This window comes from Nitrospira sp. (assembly GCA_037045225.1).
In the GTDB taxonomy this organism is placed as follows: domain Bacteria; phylum Nitrospirota; class Nitrospiria; order Nitrospirales; family Nitrospiraceae; genus Nitrospira_A.
Window position 1 is genome coordinate 2,581,418 of record JBAOHZ010000009.1, and the last position, 16,445, is coordinate 2,597,862.

Below are 16,445 nucleotides of genomic sequence, written 5' to 3' on the forward strand. Positions count from 1 at the left end.
TCGGGCGCCCCCACCCACATCGCGCAGTGGACGTTTTGTCGACCGCAGATCGGTTGACAACTTCCCGGCGTTTTCGCTATTGTGCTGAGCTTCGGTAGGCGTCCTCTTGTCCTGACAGTGCGCGAGGTCAGCGGGACTCACAGCGGGTCCTGTCCGTGCCCACCGTTTTTACGAACTCGACAAGCACCGTTACAGCATCGGCATCGCCTCGTACGGCATCGAAGGGGTCGGATGAACAGGGAACTCAAGCTCTTTTCGGGCAGCGCCAATCCTGCGCTTGCGCGGGCGATTTGCTCGTACCTCGACTTGCCTCTTGGTGCGGCGACGGTGTCTTCCTTCAGTGACGGCGAAATCCGGATCCGTGTGGAAGAAAACGTGCGCGGGGCCGACGTATTCGTCACCCAATCCTGCTGTTCTCCGGTCAACGATTCGATCATGGAAATGCTCATCATGATCGATGCCCTGAAACGCTCGTCGGCCAACCGTATCACGGCGGTCATTCCCTATTTCGGGTATGCCAGGCAGGACCGAAAAGATCAGCCGCGTGTGCCGATCTCGGCGAAGCTGGTTGCCGACATCATTACCACGGCCGGCGCAGACCGTGTGCTGACCATGGACCTCCACGCGAGCCAGATCCAGGGGTTTTTCAATATTCCGGTCGATAATCTGTACGCCTTACCGGTGCTGATGGAGTACATCACGAAGCGGAAGGTGTCGGATCTGGTGGTGGTGTCGCCGGATGCCGGCGGCGTGGAGCGCGCGAGGGCCTTCGCGAAGCGGTTGCAGGCGAATCTCGCCATTATCGATAAGCGGCGGGAAGGGCCGAATCAGGCGCAGGTCATGAATATCATCGGCGATGTGCAGGGCAAGAGCGCCTTGCTCCTCGACGATATGATTGATACGGCGGGCACGATCGTCCAGGGCGCGCAGGCCTGCCTCGATAAAGGTGCGCGTGAAGTGTGGGCCGGTTGTTCGCATGGGGTGTTATCGGGGCCCGCATTGGAGCGTATACAACAATCCGGCTTGACTGAAGTGCTGGTGACCGATTCGATTCCCCTGCGAGGCAAAGAACAGAAGTGTCCGAAACTCAAGGTGTTGTCGGTGGCGCCTCTCTTTGGAGAAGCGATCCGGCGTATCCATGAAGATGAATCAGTAAGTTCGTTATTCGTGTAGGCCGTCCGCGTCGAGCGACTGGTCGAGGAGGAGTATCATGAAATTCGATTTAACCGTTGAAAGCAGAGAAGGTGGGGGCAAGGGGCCCGCGCGTCAACTTCGTCGTGCAGGCCGGGTCCCGGCCGTGTTGTACGGACAGGGAGAATGTCTCCTGCTCTCAGTCAAGCCCGATGAGTTGGTGAAAATTCTGCGTTCTCAAGCAGGATCCACCGCGCTCATTTCTCTTACCATCAACGGCGCGAAGAGCAAGGCCAAGCGTATCGCGTTGCTGCGGGAGTTCCAGGTCGATCCCATTACGAGCAGCGTCCTGCACGCGGATTTCTTTGAAGTGGCGATGGATAAGCCGATTCGTGTCAAGGTTCCGGTGCATTTGACCGGTGGCCAGCCGCTTGGGTTGAAGGAAGGCGGAGTGTTGCATCATGTGTTGCGTCAGCTCCACATTGAATGTCTCCCGTCGGTCTTGCCCGACTTCATCGAAGTCGATGCGTCGCAGCTCCAAATCAACCAGGGCATCCACCTGAAGGACGTTCCGAAAACCGAAGGTTTGCGGTTTTTAGACGACCTTGAGCACATGGTTGTGAGCGTGGCTGCGCCGATGACCGATGCCAAGCTCGAATCCCTGCTGACCACCGGTGCGCCTGGTGCCGAAGGCGCCAAGGAGCCTGAGGTGGCGGTGAAGGGCAAGGCAGTGGCTGAAGGAGCGGCCGGTGCGGAAGCGGGCAAGGCGGGAGACGCCAAAGCTGGAGCTGCCGCGCCCAAGGCCGGAGCTGCGCCTGCGAAGAAGGAAGCGGAAAAGAAGAAGTAGTTGCGTTGCGCCTGCTCGTTGGATTGGGCAATCCCGGAGCCGACTATGCCGACACGCGGCATAATATCGGCTGTTGGGTGATCGAACGGGCCGCTGCACGTTGGTCGATACGTCTCACCAGGAAAGGCGCGGCCCAGCGAGGCTCGGGTCGCGCCGGTTCCAAACTCATCGAACTCGCCGGTACTCTCGACTGGATGAATCTCAGCGGCCCTCCCCTCAAGGGCCTCCTCCTCGAACTTGGCCTGACTCCCGAAGCCCTGGTAGTTGTGCACGACGATCTGGATTTAGAGCCGGGTCGCTTGCGGATCAGGCAGGACGGCGGCAGCGGAGGCCATAACGGCCTCAAGTCCGTCATTGAAGCGTTGGGCACGCCGCAGTTCGTGCGGCTGAAGATCGGTGTCGGCCGTCCGGCACCGAGGCAGGATACTGCAGACTACGTGCTGGAGCAGGTGTCACCTGAAGAGCGGGCGATCTATGCCCCCTGCCTTGAGCGAGCGGTCGATGCCCTCGAATTGCTGCTCAACCGCGATGTCGCCACGGCGATGAATCAATTCAACGTGCGAGAAAAAGCGGAGGGCGAGGAGCGACCGGGTTAGCCTCGGTGCCTGCGTCGAGCTCATGCCTAACTTGACCGGCTATCCCGCTGTTGTTTGTTCTATTTAAAAAACTACAATTCTGATGCCCTTGATCCAGGCCCGCCGGTTGCTTTGGTTTGCCCCGTCTGAACTCCGCGCACGATTCCCTGGTCATCGAAGGTAATAGTCAGCATGCCACGGCCTCGAACCGACAAGGCATGGGTGAGTGCGCTCGAATGTGTGTCGTGGGAGGACGCTTCCCCTGCCGGTCCTGTGTCGTCCAATCTGGCAGTAGATTCGCTCAGATGAACGGCGGCTTGTAGGTATAAATCGCGTCAGTAGGATCTACCTCGGGTGGCCCCTGTCTGCTGCAGGGGCCACCGCTCTTTCTCTCTCGAAGCCGACGTCAACGTCGTACGAGGCGCATCTGTTACGAAGCGCCTGGGTCCCACACATCATTGCCCCAGTAATCACACCCGGCTGACCCGCAGAGTGGTCCCCCTTCATAGGGTGTGTTCACCGTGAAGTCCGGGACGCTGATGGGACGTTCGGTGTTGGCACCCAGTTCGAGGGGCGAACTCAACGCGGTTGTGTCATTCGACCCGTTTGGCCTGACGCTCAAGACAAAGTTGTAGATCTCGTCTGCCGCCACGTCATTGATGCCGTGCCGTCGATCCATCAGCATCTTGAGGAAGCGGTCGGTTTCCATCTTGGCGATCTGCTGATCTCCTCGGTCCAGGCCTGTCTTGATGCGGTCGAGCTTCTGGAAGTAAGGAGCGAAATCTGAGGTGGGGTAGGTCGCCTTTTCGAACGCCACGATGTTCCACACATCATCGATCCACGTTTCGCTCGCGAGTGCCGTGCCGCCGCACACGAGTGCGAGGGCACAGCCAGCTGGTAGAATCACTCGCATGCTGCGTTGTAGGTTGTTCCAGTTCATGGCAGTACTCCTTTCGGAGCGTACGAGACGATGGGAACCGCGTGATCTCCGCGGCCCGTGTCATCGACTCGCCAAGGGTGAACAATACTCCCGGTGCGAATGGAACGGCGGTGGTCTGGCAGCTGAAGCCAATGCGTTGACCATTGTAGGGATCTCTTCTGAGACGTTTGCCCGGAACAAAGCGATTGTATGAGTGGGAGAAGGTGTGCGCCATTCCCGTTGAGAGTGATTTTGTCTACACCGTTTGGGCGAGGAGGAATGGACGGATGTTGTCCGGATACAGCGCAGGATTTTTCCGAGGCAGCCGTCGGAATGGTTCCGCAGTACGTGGGATCACTGTGATAGAGTAAAAACAGTTGTCGCAACGATTCATGGGAGAGACCATGACGACCTCTAGCCATCATCTCCTCTCACTGTCCCGCTTCGAAATCTCTCCTGAGCGGGGTTTTCTGCCGACCACTGATCCGCTTGAACAGTTGCCTGATGAGACCGTTCTGAATCAGATCGGCGCGGAGCTCCCGAAACTCCTGACGGCCCGACAATTTCGACATTTCGTCCAGGACCGTCATGCGGTCATGGGTCCGGTGGCGGATGACTGGAGCCTCGATGTTTTCCGTTGCGTGATGCGCACCCTCTCCTTTGCCGGTCATGCCTACGTCTGGGAAGATCCAGACCATCCTGCAGCCAGGCTGCCGGCGAGTCTGGCCTGCCCCTGGTATCTGGTGGCGCAGCAGCTTGGTCGACCGCCGGTGCTGTCCTATGCTTCCTATGCCCTGCACAATTGGCGGCGTCTCGATCCGTTACAGCCTATTGAGTTGGGCAATGTCGTGCTGCTGCAGAATTTTCTGGGAGGTTTGGATGAAGAATGGTTCGTCCTGATTCACATCGATATTGAGGCGAAGGCGGGAATGGGGTTGGCGGGATTGGTTCAGGCGCACAATGCGGCGCAGGACAATAGGCCGGACGAAGTGTTGCAAGGGTTGCACGCGTTAGCCGTTGCGCAGGAAGCGATGCGAGAGACGCTGCTTCGCATGCCCGAGCGGTGTGATCCGTATATCTATTACAGCCGGGTGCGGCCCTATATCCATGGTTGGAAGAACAGCCCGTCATTGCCTCAGGGAGTCATTTACGAAGGGGTCGCAGGCTATGCGGAGCGGCCGCAACAATTCCGCGGCGAAACCGGCTCGCAAAGCTCGATTGTGCCGGCCTTGGATGCCGGCCTGGGAATCCCTCATGCCGATGACCCGCTGACACAGTATCTCGTGGAGATGCGTGACTATATGCCTCCGCGCCACCGGGCGTTCCTGACGGCGCTCGAAGCGCGCACGGATGAGCAACATCGTCCGCTGCTCTATGGGTATGCGCGTGATCGTAAAACAACGCATCCCGAACTCTGGACGGCCTTTTGCGCCTGCGTGGAGTTACTCGCGCAGTTTCGAGACATTCACATTGGGTACGCCGAGCGATATATTTTTCAGCAGCACCAGTCGCACGCCAGCAATCCCACCGCCGTCGGTACCGGCGGGACGCCCTTTATGCCCTATCTGAACAAGCATCTCGAAGAAACGAAGCGGTTCACGCTCGAGTGAGTCTCAGGCCTGGTCTCCTTACACCCCCTCGTTCTGCAGTGGAATAATCAAGCCAGACTTCGTACACTGCGCGGAGCGTCACGATCATTTATGCGAAAACCTGGCGAGCCCATCTACCTCTGGATTCATCTGTTTGCGTTACTGCTGGTCATTGTCTCGACGGTGGTCTTGCCGGGCGCGGCGGAGTTTTTCGTCGGCCCGTTGAGTTTCGGCACGCGTGCTCTGGCAGGGGTGGGTATTGCCGTGGTCGGTGGGATTGTGTTGTACCTCCTCTATAATTCATCCGCCCGCAATGAGCCCTAGCGGGACGTCGAAATAGTTCACTCGATATCCCAGCCCCTGAGCCGCTCGCGTCTTCTCCGTAACGCATTCGACATCCCTCGCTCGATCCAGCCAAAGTTGTCCAGTCTGCTGAGTCGATTGCCTGTTATGATTCATATACGCCTCGCCCATGGAGTAAGCACCATGGTGTGGACTAGGTTTGTGTGCAGTGGGTTGAGTGCCGGATTATTGAGTGGTTTTCTTCTGCTGTGCGCCCCTTCACCAACTCAAGCTGAATGGTATGCGGCCGCGCAGTTTGGCGCCAATTTCGCCGATCCCCTTCGCAATGTCCGTGGAAGCGGGCCGCTGGCCGGTCTGGACGCTCCCAACTTCAACCTGAAAACGAGCCCTGCCTTCGGAGGCAAGCTGGGATTTTTCCCTTCGCATGGCATCTTCGGGCTTGAGCTGGATGTCACGCACAGTACCCCGCACATTAAGAACCTAGATGATGTGCCGGGCATCCACCTGTCCGTGACCAACCTCGGTGGCCACGTGGTGTTGCGCTATCCCGGCGTCACCTGGCAGCCTTATCTCGGCGGCGGCCCGGCGTTACTTATCGCGCGGCTGGGCCGATCCTCGACCACGGAGAGTGATACGCAAGTGTCGGTCGGCGGGAATATCCTCGTCGGCATTCGAGCGTTCGTGACGCCGAAGGTCGCGCTGTTCACCGAATACAAATATACGGACTCGACGTTTCGTTTTGGTGGAGCCTTCGGGACGGTCGGCGGCTTTGATGCGACCTATCGGGCACATCAACTCTTCGTCGGTCTGTCCTATCATTTTTAGGAGGGGCAGCCATGATTCGATTCGTGCCGAGGTTGATTGTGCTCTGTGCCATCGTGTGGTTGCCAGGTTGCGCCCAATCGGTTCATCAGACGGAGCGACTGGCACAGAGTGATTTCCTGGTCGATCCCGGCTACGCCGGTAGTCAGTCCTATTCCTCCTGGCCCGGTCCAGGATACGGGCCTGGATATGGGATCGGGTATGGCCCAGGGTATTGGGGAAATCCGCTCGGGTATTATGGCGGTCCATACGGACCGCTCGGTTTTGGTTGGTATGGTGGATATGGTGGCTTCGGCGCGGCGCGTCCGCCATCAGGTATGCCTGGACCTCGCCCGACTCCTCCGGCTCATGTGCCACCGCAATTCAGGAAGAAATTGTGAGCTCGGGAGTCTTATCCGGGTGTTGCCGAGTGTTTTCCGTCGGCGGGCTCCCGTGACTAAGTGCGTGGAGAGTCGATGCGGCTTTCCCGAAGAGCCTGGTGCTTAGGAAAAAGATACTCGGCCGTTTGACACATTCTTTGAAGCTGTGCTACCTTCCCCAGCTCGGCCGGTAAATCCGGCACCTACACCTCGCTCCCATCTATGAATGGGGGCCAACGCCCAGGAGGAATCTGCATGGAGCTCTACGAGTCCCTGTTCATTATTCGTCCGTCCTTAAGCGACGAAGAGACGACTGCGCTGATTGAAAAGATGAAGGGCACCGTGACGAAGAACGGGGCCTCTCTCGAGCGGGCCGAAAATTGGGGCCGCAAGAAGCTCGCCTACGAGATCAAGCGTGAACGTAAGGGCACGTACGTCTACTTTTATTTCAAGGGGCCGGGAGCGGTGATCGCCGAACTCGAACGCGCCTACCGACTTGAAGATTCGATCATTAAATTTCTGACCGTGAAATTGGAACAGGAGCCGGCTCCGCCCAGAGGCGCCCCTGTGGCCGCACCACAAGGAGCCACCGTTGGCGGGGTTCAATAAAGTCATCCTGGTCGGGAATCTGACCCGCAATCCGGAGTTGCGGTATACCCCCAGCGGGACGCCGGTTGCCAGCTTCGGGCTGGCGACGAGTCGGCGGTTTAAGCAGGGGGATGAACTCAAGGAAGAAGTTTGTTTCATCGACATCGTGGTGTTCGGGAAGCAGGCGGAGCATTGCGGACAGTATCTCAGCAAGGGCAACGGCGTAATCATCGATGGGCGGCTTCAGCAGCGCCGTTGGGAGACCGAGGACGGACAAAAGCGTAGTAAACACGAAGTTGTGGCCCAAGGCGTGACCTTTCTGCCGAAGCGGGGCGAGGCGGGAGGCGAGAGCGGCGGCCTACACGAAGAACCTTCTTACGAAGACGAACAGCAGTAGCAGACGGAGGCGAGTATGGAACGAGGAGATCGCGGAAATGGCGGGGGCGGAGGGGGGCGTTTTTTTCAGCGCCGCAAGCCGTGCCGGTTTTGTGTGGATAAGGCGCCGATCGATTTCAAAGACGTCGGTCTGTTGCGGAACTTTCTGACTGAACGCGGACGAATCGTCCCGCGTCGCATTTCTGGAAACTGCCTGCAGCACCAGCGTGTCTTGACGGTGGCGGTGAAGCGGGCGCGTCAGATCGCCTTGGTGAGCTTCGCTGAAGAGCGATAGGGCGAGGGTTAGGTTTTGGTGAGTCTTGGATCAGGTCGTCCAGCAGTCCGTCTCCCGTTCCATGCGGGAGCGGCGTTTCCTGTCGTGACAGTGCCTATGGATACGCTCAACCCTGCGATTGTTGACATCGCCTCGGAAGGACTCTCCCTGTCGTGCACGGCCACGGGACCGCAGCTTGGCTTGGATGAGCCGGAAGAAAAGTTTCAGGGGCCGCTCACGGTTCAGTTGGAGCTCGTCCATCACGAAGGGCCGATCACGGTGACCGGAACCTTGGAAGGGACGGCGATCCGTCAGTGTGTTCGGTGTCTCACGGAGTATGCCGAACCGCTTTTTGTGACCCTCTACGCGGAATATCTTCCGCAGCCGGACGCGGTGAGCAAGCCGACTCCGGCGGAGGCACCTCGGAGAAGTCCGAGACGGGGCGCCCAACCGGTTGAGCCGGTCGAAGAAACGGAAGAGGCGGATGAGGTCTATCTGTATCAGGGCGATCACCTTGACCTGGTTCCCATGGTGCGCGAGCAGGTGATTCTGGCGGCTCCGATGCAGCCGTTGTGTCGGGAAGAGTGCCTTGGTCTCTGTCCGCAGTGCGGCCAGAATTTGAATGAGCGTCGCTGCGGTTGTCCTCCGGAGCAGGGACCGAGTCCCTTTCGTGTGCTACGGGGGCGCCAATCCAAAGGTGGAAACGCATAGTCGGTTAACCGGGATCTGTACCCGTTGAAGGAGTCGTCATGGCAAATCCAAAACACAAACATTCACGGTCCCGGCGAGATATGCGGCGAACCGCCAAGACCAGACTGGTTCCCCCAGGTTTTTCGTTGTGCCCGCAATGCCACGAATTGAAGCTGCCGCACTATACGTGCATGAATTGCGGGACCTACAAGGGGAAGGCCGTCATCGTCGTCGAGGAAGCGTAACAGCTGGTTCTTTTCCAGACGTGATTCGGGTACAATTGCGCACCGTGATCACGATCCGACGCCATGCCATGGGTGAGGCCGTTCAGGTCCTAGCCGACAGGGCGTCTCTACACGATTCTTCACATCTCTATCCGTGGACTGCTGATCGCACATGAAGATAGCCGTCGATGCGATGGGCGGAGACCACGGACCGGCCCCGGTCATTGAAGGCGCGATGCAAGCCGCGCAGGAACTGGGCGTCGGGATCATTCTGGTCGGCAAGCAGGATGAGCTGGCCGCCGCTTGCCACAAACTCCATTGCACCGATACGAGGATCACGATTCACCATGCGCCGCAGGTGGTGGAGATGCACGAGTCGCCGGCTGCAGTGGCGCGAAAGAAACGCGAGTCTTCCATTTGGGTGGCGACGGAGCTGGTGAAATCGGGAGAGGCTGATGCCGTCGTGAGTCCGGGGAATACCGGCGCGAGCATGGTCGCATCGTTTTTTGTGCTTGGATTGATCAAAGGAGTGGAGCGTCCGGCGATTGCCACGATGTTGCCCACCCTAACCGGTAGTGCGATCATGCTTGATGTCGGCGCCAATGTGGATTGCACGGCCCAGCATCTTGAGCAATTCGCCTTGATGGGGAACGAGTTCGCGAAGCACGTCTATGCGAAGCCGAATCCACGCGTGGGGCTCTTGAGTATCGGTGAAGAGGACAGCAAGGGCAACGAGGTGACCAAGGAAGCGTTTAAACTGCTGAAGGCCAGTCCGTTGAATTTTATCGGCAACATCGAGGGGCGGGAGGTGTACAGCGGCAGCGCCGATGTGGTGGTGTGCGATGGATTTATCGGCAATGTGGCGCTGAAGATTTCCGAGGGGGTCGCGGACGTCATCAAGAAGTTGTTAATGAAAGAAATCTCCGGCTCCTGGCTCGGGCGATTAGCCTATCCGTTGATTGCGAAGCCGTTGCTGAACCTCAAACGAAAAATTGATTACGCCGAGTTTGGCGGCGCGCCTCTGCTTGGAGTGAATGGAACCACGATGATTTGCCATGGCCGTTCCTCTGCCAAGGCGATTAAGAATGCGATTCGTCGCGCGAAGGGTCTGGCCGAGACCAGGCTGGATGAACTGATCCAGCGTGATATCGAAGAGAGCCTGAGACGCCATCAGGACGAGAAACCGGAAGGAACGCAGGTGTGATACGAGCACGGATCACCGGAACGGGGTCCTACGCCCCGGAACGGGTGATGACGAATGTCGACCTAGAGAAGCTGGTTGCGACGTCCGATGAATGGATTCGCGAACGCACGGGAATTCGCGAGCGCCGTATCGCAGCCGAGGGGCAGGCCTGTTCCGATCTGGGGCTGATTGCCGCCGAGCGTGCCTTGAAGGCTGCCGGTGTCTCCGCCGGGGAACTCGACATGATTCTCCTGGCTACCTGCACAGGAGACATGCCGCTACCCTCTACGGCCTGCCTGCTCCAGCACCGCTTAGGGGCAATCCGTGCCGCAGCCTGTGATGTGTCTGCCGCCTGCTGCGGGTTTGTCTACGCGCTCGGTGTGGCCGATGCCTATATTCGAACCGGCATGCGCCATGTCTTGGTCGTAGGCTCGGAAGTGATGTCGACGATTACGGATTGGACGGATCGTAACACCTGCATCCTGTTCGGGGATGGCGCCGGTGCGGCGGTCGTGAGTGCATCGGAGGGTGAGCGCGGGGTCTTGTCCACTCACTTGCACTCGGATGGAAGCCTTTCTGATTTGATTGTGGTGCCGGGCGGTGGGACGCGAATCCCTCCCTCTGAAGCCATGGTGAGCGAGCGATCGCAGTACATCAAAATGAAAGGTAATGAAACGTTTAAGGTGGCGGTACGGACCCTCGAGGAAGTGGCGCGGGAGACTCTCGCTGCACATCAGCTCTCCGTTGAGGATCTCGATCTCTACATTCCCCATCAGGCCAACTTGCGGATCATTAAAGCGGTGGCCGATCGCTTGAAGTTGCCGCTTGAAAAAGTGATCTTGAATATGGATCGATATGGTAACACCTCGGCTGCGTCGATCCCCATTGCGTTGGATGAAGCTGTGCGCGATGGACGGGTGAAAGAGGGGCAGTTAGTGATGTTCGGTGCTTTCGGGGCAGGCTTGACCTGGGCTTCGGCTCTGGTTCGTTGGTAGTCAGGGGAGGCGTGGTCGTGGGGCATCCGTCGCCACTGACAGAGGGATTTTCTCCAGCTTTTTCCCGTTGACATTGAGCGTGGTTTCTACGATACCTTACGCGGCTATGATGGCGTCACAAATTGGATTTTTGTTCCCCGGACAGGGGTCGCAATCTGTAGGAATGGGGCGGGCGTTTTACGAGGCGTCTCCGGCAGTCAAGGCGGTCTATGAAGAGGCCTCCTCCATTCTCGGGTACGATGTGGCGCAGCTCTGTTTCGACGGTCCGGCGGAGCGGTTGAATCTCACGGAGAATACTCAGCCGGCGTTGTTGGTGAGTAGTGCCGCGGCCCTGAAGGCGCTGGAACCGGCCGGGTTGAAGCCGCTGGCCGTTGCAGGGCATAGTCTCGGTGAATATTCGGCGGTCTATGCGGCCGGTGGAGTATCGTTTCGGGACGCCGTCGCGCTTGTCCAGAAGCGCGGTCGCTATATGTCGGAAGCGGTGCCGCCTGGAACAGGTCAGGTCGCTGCGTTATTGGGGCTTACTGCGGAGGTGGTCAAAGCGGTCTGTCAGGAGGCTGCGTCGGTTGGTGTGGTGGCGGCGGCGAATTTTAATTCTCCCGGCCAAGTCGTGATTGCCGGAGAAAAGGCCGCTGTCGAACGGGCTATTGAGATTGCTAAGACCCGGGGATGTAAAAAGGCCATTCCACTCCCGGTCAGTGTCCCGGTGCATACGCCGCTGATGCAAAAGGCCGCAGACCGGCTCGCCGCGGAATTTGGAGGAATAGCCTGGCGCGATTTGACCGTGCCGTTGGTGAACAATGCCGAAGCCGTGGCGCTGCAACGCTCCGAGGACATCCGGGCCTCACTGGTGCGGCAGTTGCCGTCATCGGTGCGGTGGGAAGAGTCGGTACAGGCGATGGCGAAGCTCGGCGTGACGACCTTCGTTGAGATAGGGCCGGGAACCGTGCTGACGGGGTTGGTGAAGCGGATTCTTCCAGGCGCCGTCACGGCGAACGTCAATGATCCGAAGTCGCTCGAGGCGACGCTCACGACGTTGGGCACGAGCAATCAGGCGTAAGACGAGTTGAGATTGCGGGGAGCAGGCTGATGTCATTACAGGGAAAAGTCGCGATTGTCACCGGGGGCGCCCAAGGAATCGGACGGGCCATTGCGGAAGCGTTGGCGGAGGACGGGGCGGATATCGTGGTCGCTGACCTTGATCCGGCGCGTTCGCAGGATGCGGTGGCGGCGATTCAAAAGATGGGACGCCGGGCGCTGAGTGTGAAGGTGAACGTGGCCGATTGGAACGATACCAAGGCCATGGCTGACCACGTGATGCAGGAGTGGGGCAGAATTGATATTCTGGTGAACAACGCGGGCATTACCCGTGATGGATTGTTGCTCAGAATGAAAGAAGAAGATTGGAACCTGGTCTTGCAGGTTAATCTGAATGGAACCTTTCATTGCACGAAAGCCGTTCTCCTTCCGATGACGAAACAGCGTTTTGGGCGGATCGTCAACATCGCCTCGATCGTCGGGGCAATGGGGAATGTGGGGCAGGCGAACTATGCCGCCTCCAAGGCGGCGGTGATTGGGTTTACCAAGACGGCCGCGCGTGAGTATGCCAGTCGAGCGGTGACGGTAAATGCGGTGGCGCCGGGCTTTATCGATACGGCGATGACCCAGGGACTGTCCCCCGAAGTCAAGGAGGCGTTGCAGAAGCAGATTCCTTTGGGCCGACTGGGGCTTCCCTCCGACATTGCGGCGGCGGTTCGGTTTCTGGTATCGGATGCAGCGTCGTATATCACAGGGCAAGTGTTGCACGTGAACGGTGGCATGCTCATGGTATAAGTGAGTCAGGTCGGGTGTCCGGGTTGGTGTCCTCGATCCGGAATCTCCCGGTGAGGAATGTGGAGGTCAAGTAAGATGGGGAAGGAGGTGGGCAAGTCCATGGCAACAGTAGATGAACGGGTGAAGAAAATTATTGCCGAGCAGTTGGGGGTCGAGGAAGAAGAAGTAACGCTCGAGGCCCATTTCGTCGAGGATTTGGGCGCCGATTCGCTCGACACGGTCGAATTGGTGATGGCTCTGGAAGAAGAGTTTGAAATCGAGATCCCCGATGAGGATGCCGAGAAGATCCTAACCGTCGGCAAAGCGCTGGATTATATTAAAGAGAAGGCCTAGCGGAACCGTAGGTATGCACGATCGACCTGCCAGACGTGTGGTGGTAACCGGTCTCGGACTGGTCACTCCGCTTGGGACCGGGGTGGAGAAGACCTGGAAAGCGCTGTGCGCCGGAGAGTCGGGGATCGGCCGAATCACGCGATTCGATCCGACCGGCTATGATGCGCAGATTGCTGGAGAGGTCAAGGATTTCGACCCGGCTCAGTTCATCGAGAAAAAAGAAATCAAGAAGATGGACACCTTCATCCACTATGCGGTGGGGGCGAGCCAGTTGGCGGTGGACGACGCGAAGCTCAAGGTGGTGCCTGAAGAAGCCACGCGAGTCGGCGTCTACATCGGGTCCGGTATCGGTGGGCTGGGGTCTATTGAACATTATCATGATGTGCTCAGGGAGAAGGGTCCTGGTCGGGTCTCTCCGTTTTTCATTCCGATGACCATCATCAACCTTGCTTCCGGGCAGGTGGCGATTCGAGTCGGTGCAAAAGGACCCAACTCCTGTGCTGTGACGGCCTGTGCAACCGGCAATCACTGCATCGGCGATGCCTACCGGCTCATTCAGCGCAGTGATGCGGATGTGATGATCGCCGGCGGTGCCGAGGCGGCGATTACCCCCCTTGGCGTGGCCGGGTTTGCTTCGGCAAAAGCCCTCTCTTTTAGAAACGACAACCCGACGAAGGCCAGCCGTCCATTCGACAAGGATCGAGACGGGTTCGTCTTGGGCGAAGGGGCCGGTGTGGTGGTGCTCGAAGAACTTGAGCATGCGCGTGCGCGCGGCGCTCGCATCTATGCCGAAGTCATCGGATACGCGATGAATAGCGATGCGTACCATATTACGGCTCCGCCTGAAGAAGGGGAGGGCGCGGTCCGGTGTATGGAAATGGCGTTGAAGGATGCTGGGGTGGCCAAAACAGACATCGGCTATATCAACGCCCATGGTACGTCTACCATGGCGGATGCCATTGAAACCAAGGCGATTAAGCATGTGTTTGGGGAGCAAGCCTACAGAATTCCTGTCAGTTCGACGAAATCCATGACAGGGCATCTCTTGGGTGCGGCCGGTGGTATTGAGGCAGTGTTTAGCATTCTGGCGCTGCACCATGGCGTGTTGCCCCCGACCATCAATCTTGATCATCCCGATCCCGCCTGCGATCTTGACTACGTGCCCAATACTGCGCGTCTGGTCAAGACTCAGGTCGTCCTTTCCAATTCCTTCGGGTTTGGCGGGGTTAACGCCTGTCTCCTTTTTCGCAGGTGTGACCAGTAATCCTCTTCAGTGCGCGAGTCAGGTCGTATGACGCCGGCTACGTCAATTGAGGCGGTCCAGCGCCTTCTGGGCTACCGTTTCCATCAGCCTCGCCTGTTGGAAGAAGCGTTGACGCACAAGTCTTACTCCAACGAGCGGCGCAGCAAAGATCGAACACAGAATGAACGCTTGGAGTTTCTGGGCGACGCGGTGCTCTCCCTTGTCATGAGTGAGTATCTCGCCGCTGAGTTTCCAGGCAGCAATGAGGGCGGCCTTTCGAAGTTGAAGGCCCACCTGGTCAGCGAGGCGTCGCTTGCGAAGGCGGCCAGACGCATGAAGCTGGGCCACCTCTTGCGACTGGGGAAAGGCGAAGAACTCTCCAAGGGGCGTGAGAAACACTCCCTGTTGGCGGATGCGCTTGAAGCCCTGATTGCCGCGATTTATCTAGACGGCGGGCTGGAAGCCAGCCGGACGTTTACGCTGCGGGTGTTGGAAGAAGAATTGCTGGCGACACGTGCCGAACAGGCGCGACCAGGGATGGAGGATTACAAGACACAGCTCCAGGAGGTCTGCCAGAAGCGGTTTGATACCTTGCCGCAGTATGCGACCGTCCGGGAATCGGGGCCTGACCATGAGAAGGTCTTCGAGGTCGAGTTGACCATTCAGGGTGTCATGCGAGGGATTGGGTGCGGGCATAGTAAGAAAGAAGCCGAGCAGATGGCGGCGAAGGAAGCGTTGACACAGTTGGCCTGAGCGAAGGGGCGTGGTCCGACAAGGAGGAAGAGTGATGATGACACAGATGCGATGGAGCAATCGATTCAAAATTGTGGGAGTAGTGAGTCTGTTCATGGCAGTCGGCGTGGCGGGAATCGGCCAGGCTGCTGAGGCTGCTCCAGCCGGAACCGAAGCTGTGAGTGCGAGTCAGGCGAGGGCGGTCATCAAGACAAAGTTCGGCGATATTGAGATCAAGTTTCTGCCGGAAGTCGCGCCGAAGCATGTGGAGAATTTCATCAAGTTGGCCAAATCGGGGTTTTATAATGGCACGACTTTCCATCGGGCGATCCCGGGATTCATGATCCAGGGGGGGGACCCCAATACGAAGGACTCGTTGAAGAAGGATGCCTATGGTCAGGGTGGGCCAGGGCACAATGTGAAAGCCGAGTTCAGCGATCTGCCGCACAAGCGTGGCGTGGTATCGATGGCGCGGGCACAGGATCCGGACAGCGCAGGATCTCAGTTTTTTATCGTTGTTGAGGAGTCGAGGTTCTTGGACCGCAAGTATACGATTTTCGGTGAGGTCGTCAAAGGAATCGGGGTGGCGGACAAGATCGTGGCGCTACCGCGAGTGATGTGTCAAGGCGGGGCACCGACCCCTGCAGGGAAGGGCCCCTGCGACAATCCGGTTGAGCGAGTGGAAATGGTGGTCACGATCATCGAGTGACCTGAGGATCTACGTGCCAGGGCCGAAACTCCTCCCGAGCGCGGCCTAGCACAGATTGAGCGATTAGAAGGGTTGGTTCTGTTGTTGGGCGCGGACCAGCCCCAAGAGATGGGAGAGTGCTTTGGTCATGCGCTCCGCATGCGAAGCGGAGCGGAAGAGCAGGATATCTTCTGGAAACTGTGCTTCGAGTTCGGTTACCGCCCCGGTACAGTAACTTGTTTTCATAATGCAAGGGCCGTTGCTCTTGCAAGTCACGCGGACGCCGTAGAGGACCAGGTTGTTGTCGCGCGTGTCTTGCCCCTGGTACTCGATCGTATCGATGTCGTGCAGATCGAAATGTGTGAATCCGGTATTGACCTCGTCGTGTCCGTGATTGAGTTCGACTGTGCCGAGTTTCGTTCCGGTCGGAATCACGGTGTAGATCTCGGTAATCTTCGTCGGTTTTCCCGCTTTTGGATTTCTGCAACTCAGACTGCGGACAAACCCGTGTGTATTGGCCATGTCGCTGATGAACTGCACGGTGTCATCCAAGGTTTGGCTGGTCGCCGCGCCGGGTAGAAGCAGCAGGCAGGCCAGCGTCCACATCAGGCTCACTGAGTTGGGCGACAGTAGTCGCCGATTCCTACTCCCCTCGTGCATCGTGATTCTCCTTGAGTGCTTCGGGATCAAATTTCTCGAACGCGACTCCTACCGTACTGAAACCGTGTAGACACTGCAATCC

The 16,445-nt window shown here is 58.3% G+C and carries 22 protein-coding genes; 20 read left to right on the forward strand and 2 right to left on the reverse strand.

Annotation, left to right across the window (positions count from 1 at the left end; translation table 11 throughout):
- The first annotated feature begins 231 nt into the window (after positions 1–231).
- Genes V9G17_12930 through pth form a run of 3 tightly spaced genes read left to right on the forward strand, consistent with a single transcriptional unit; the run spans position 232 to position 2,574 of the window.
- Complete coding sequence (locus V9G17_12930) at positions 232–1,173, forward strand: ribose-phosphate pyrophosphokinase (protein MEI2753500.1); 942 nt, start codon at positions 232–234, stop codon at positions 1,171–1,173.
- Between the two features lie 37 nt (positions 1,174–1,210).
- The gene (locus tag V9G17_12935; GenBank protein MEI2753501.1) at positions 1,211–1,978 is read left to right on the forward strand and encodes a 50S ribosomal protein L25; all 768 of its coding nucleotides are present in this window, start codon (positions 1,211–1,213) and stop codon (positions 1,976–1,978) included.
- A gap of 5 nt (positions 1,979–1,983) precedes the next feature.
- The gene (pth, locus tag V9G17_12940; protein ID MEI2753502.1) at positions 1,984–2,574 is read left to right on the forward strand and encodes an aminoacyl-tRNA hydrolase; all 591 of its coding nucleotides are present in this window, start codon (positions 1,984–1,986) and stop codon (positions 2,572–2,574) included.
- Positions 2,575–2,983: 409 nt separating this feature from the next.
- On the opposite strand, the gene V9G17_12945 is transcribed toward pth, so the two are convergent.
- On the reverse strand, positions 2,984–3,493 hold the full coding sequence (locus V9G17_12945; GenBank protein MEI2753503.1) for a hypothetical protein: 510 nt from the start codon (positions 3,491–3,493) through the stop codon (positions 2,984–2,986).
- A gap of 383 nt (positions 3,494–3,876) precedes the next feature.
- On the opposite strand from V9G17_12945, the gene V9G17_12950 reads away from it, so the two are divergent.
- From V9G17_12950 to V9G17_13030, 17 genes are all read left to right on the forward strand, one after another.
- Positions 3,877–5,082: a hypothetical protein gene (locus V9G17_12950; GenBank protein MEI2753504.1), complete on the forward strand. Its 1,206-nt coding sequence runs from the start codon at positions 3,877–3,879 to the stop codon at positions 5,080–5,082.
- A 90-nt stretch (positions 5,083–5,172) separates the two neighbouring features.
- On the forward strand, positions 5,173–5,385 hold the full coding sequence (locus V9G17_12955) for a hypothetical protein (protein ID MEI2753505.1): 213 nt from the start codon (positions 5,173–5,175) through the stop codon (positions 5,383–5,385).
- Positions 5,386–5,547: 162 nt separating this feature from the next.
- Positions 5,548–6,189 (forward strand): outer membrane beta-barrel protein, encoded by a 642-nt coding sequence (locus V9G17_12960; protein MEI2753506.1) that lies wholly within the window; start codon positions 5,548–5,550, stop codon positions 6,187–6,189.
- 11 nt (positions 6,190–6,200) lie between these two features.
- Positions 6,201–6,566 carry a hypothetical protein gene (locus V9G17_12965; GenBank protein ID MEI2753507.1) on the forward strand — a complete coding sequence of 122 codons (366 nt, stop codon included), beginning with the start codon at positions 6,201–6,203 and terminating at the stop codon, positions 6,564–6,566.
- Positions 6,567–6,800: 234 nt separating this feature from the next.
- On the forward strand, positions 6,801–7,154 hold the full coding sequence (gene rpsF, locus V9G17_12970; protein ID MEI2753508.1) for a 30S ribosomal protein S6: 354 nt from the start codon (positions 6,801–6,803) through the stop codon (positions 7,152–7,154).
- Positions 7,138–7,530, forward strand: a complete 393-nt coding sequence (locus V9G17_12975; protein MEI2753509.1) for a single-stranded DNA-binding protein — start codon at positions 7,138–7,140, stop codon at positions 7,528–7,530. The genes rpsF and V9G17_12975 overlap by 17 nt, the downstream gene beginning before the upstream one ends.
- A 15-nt stretch (positions 7,531–7,545) precedes the next feature.
- A complete protein-coding gene (gene rpsR / locus V9G17_12980) occupies positions 7,546–7,803 on the forward strand; it encodes a 30S ribosomal protein S18 (GenBank protein ID MEI2753510.1) in 258 nt (85 codons plus the stop codon).
- 84 nt (positions 7,804–7,887) lie between these two features.
- Positions 7,888–8,493, forward strand: coding sequence for a DUF177 domain-containing protein (locus V9G17_12985; GenBank protein MEI2753511.1), 606 nt, complete (start codon positions 7,888–7,890; stop codon positions 8,491–8,493).
- A 38-nt stretch (positions 8,494–8,531) separates the two neighbouring features.
- Positions 8,532–8,717 (forward strand): 50S ribosomal protein L32, encoded by a 186-nt coding sequence (gene rpmF, locus V9G17_12990; protein MEI2753512.1) that lies wholly within the window; start codon positions 8,532–8,534, stop codon positions 8,715–8,717.
- Positions 8,718–8,868: 151 nt separating this feature from the next.
- Positions 8,869–9,900 carry a phosphate acyltransferase PlsX gene (gene plsX / locus V9G17_12995; GenBank protein MEI2753513.1) on the forward strand — a complete coding sequence of 344 codons (1,032 nt, stop codon included), beginning with the start codon at positions 8,869–8,871 and terminating at the stop codon, positions 9,898–9,900.
- Entirely contained in the window at positions 9,897–10,874 is a 978-nt protein-coding gene (locus tag V9G17_13000) for a beta-ketoacyl-ACP synthase III (GenBank protein ID MEI2753514.1), read from the forward strand. Before plsX ends, V9G17_13000 begins: the two co-directional genes overlap by 4 nt.
- A 106-nt stretch (positions 10,875–10,980) precedes the next feature.
- Positions 10,981–11,934 (forward strand): ACP S-malonyltransferase, encoded by a 954-nt coding sequence (fabD, locus tag V9G17_13005; GenBank protein MEI2753515.1) that lies wholly within the window; start codon positions 10,981–10,983, stop codon positions 11,932–11,934.
- A gap of 29 nt (positions 11,935–11,963) precedes the next feature.
- Positions 11,964–12,707, forward strand: a complete 744-nt coding sequence (fabG, locus tag V9G17_13010) for a 3-oxoacyl-[acyl-carrier-protein] reductase (GenBank protein MEI2753516.1) — start codon at positions 11,964–11,966, stop codon at positions 12,705–12,707.
- A gap of 99 nt (positions 12,708–12,806) precedes the next feature.
- Entirely contained in the window at positions 12,807–13,040 is a 234-nt protein-coding gene (gene acpP / locus V9G17_13015) for an acyl carrier protein (GenBank protein ID MEI2753517.1), read from the forward strand.
- A gap of 13 nt (positions 13,041–13,053) precedes the next feature.
- Positions 13,054–14,304 (forward strand): beta-ketoacyl-ACP synthase II, encoded by a 1,251-nt coding sequence (gene fabF / locus V9G17_13020; protein MEI2753518.1) that lies wholly within the window; start codon positions 13,054–13,056, stop codon positions 14,302–14,304.
- Positions 14,305–14,331: 27 nt separating this feature from the next.
- Positions 14,332–15,036, forward strand: a complete 705-nt coding sequence (gene rnc, locus V9G17_13025; GenBank protein ID MEI2753519.1) for a ribonuclease III — start codon at positions 14,332–14,334, stop codon at positions 15,034–15,036.
- Between the two features lie 34 nt (positions 15,037–15,070).
- Positions 15,071–15,724, forward strand: coding sequence for a peptidylprolyl isomerase (locus tag V9G17_13030; protein ID MEI2753520.1), 654 nt, complete (start codon positions 15,071–15,073; stop codon positions 15,722–15,724).
- 63 nt (positions 15,725–15,787) lie between these two features.
- Here V9G17_13030 and V9G17_13035 read toward each other — a convergent pair whose 3' ends face one another.
- Complete coding sequence (locus V9G17_13035; protein MEI2753521.1) at positions 15,788–16,363, reverse strand: hypothetical protein; 576 nt, start codon at positions 16,361–16,363, stop codon at positions 15,788–15,790.
- Positions 16,364–16,445 lie beyond the last annotated feature (82 nt).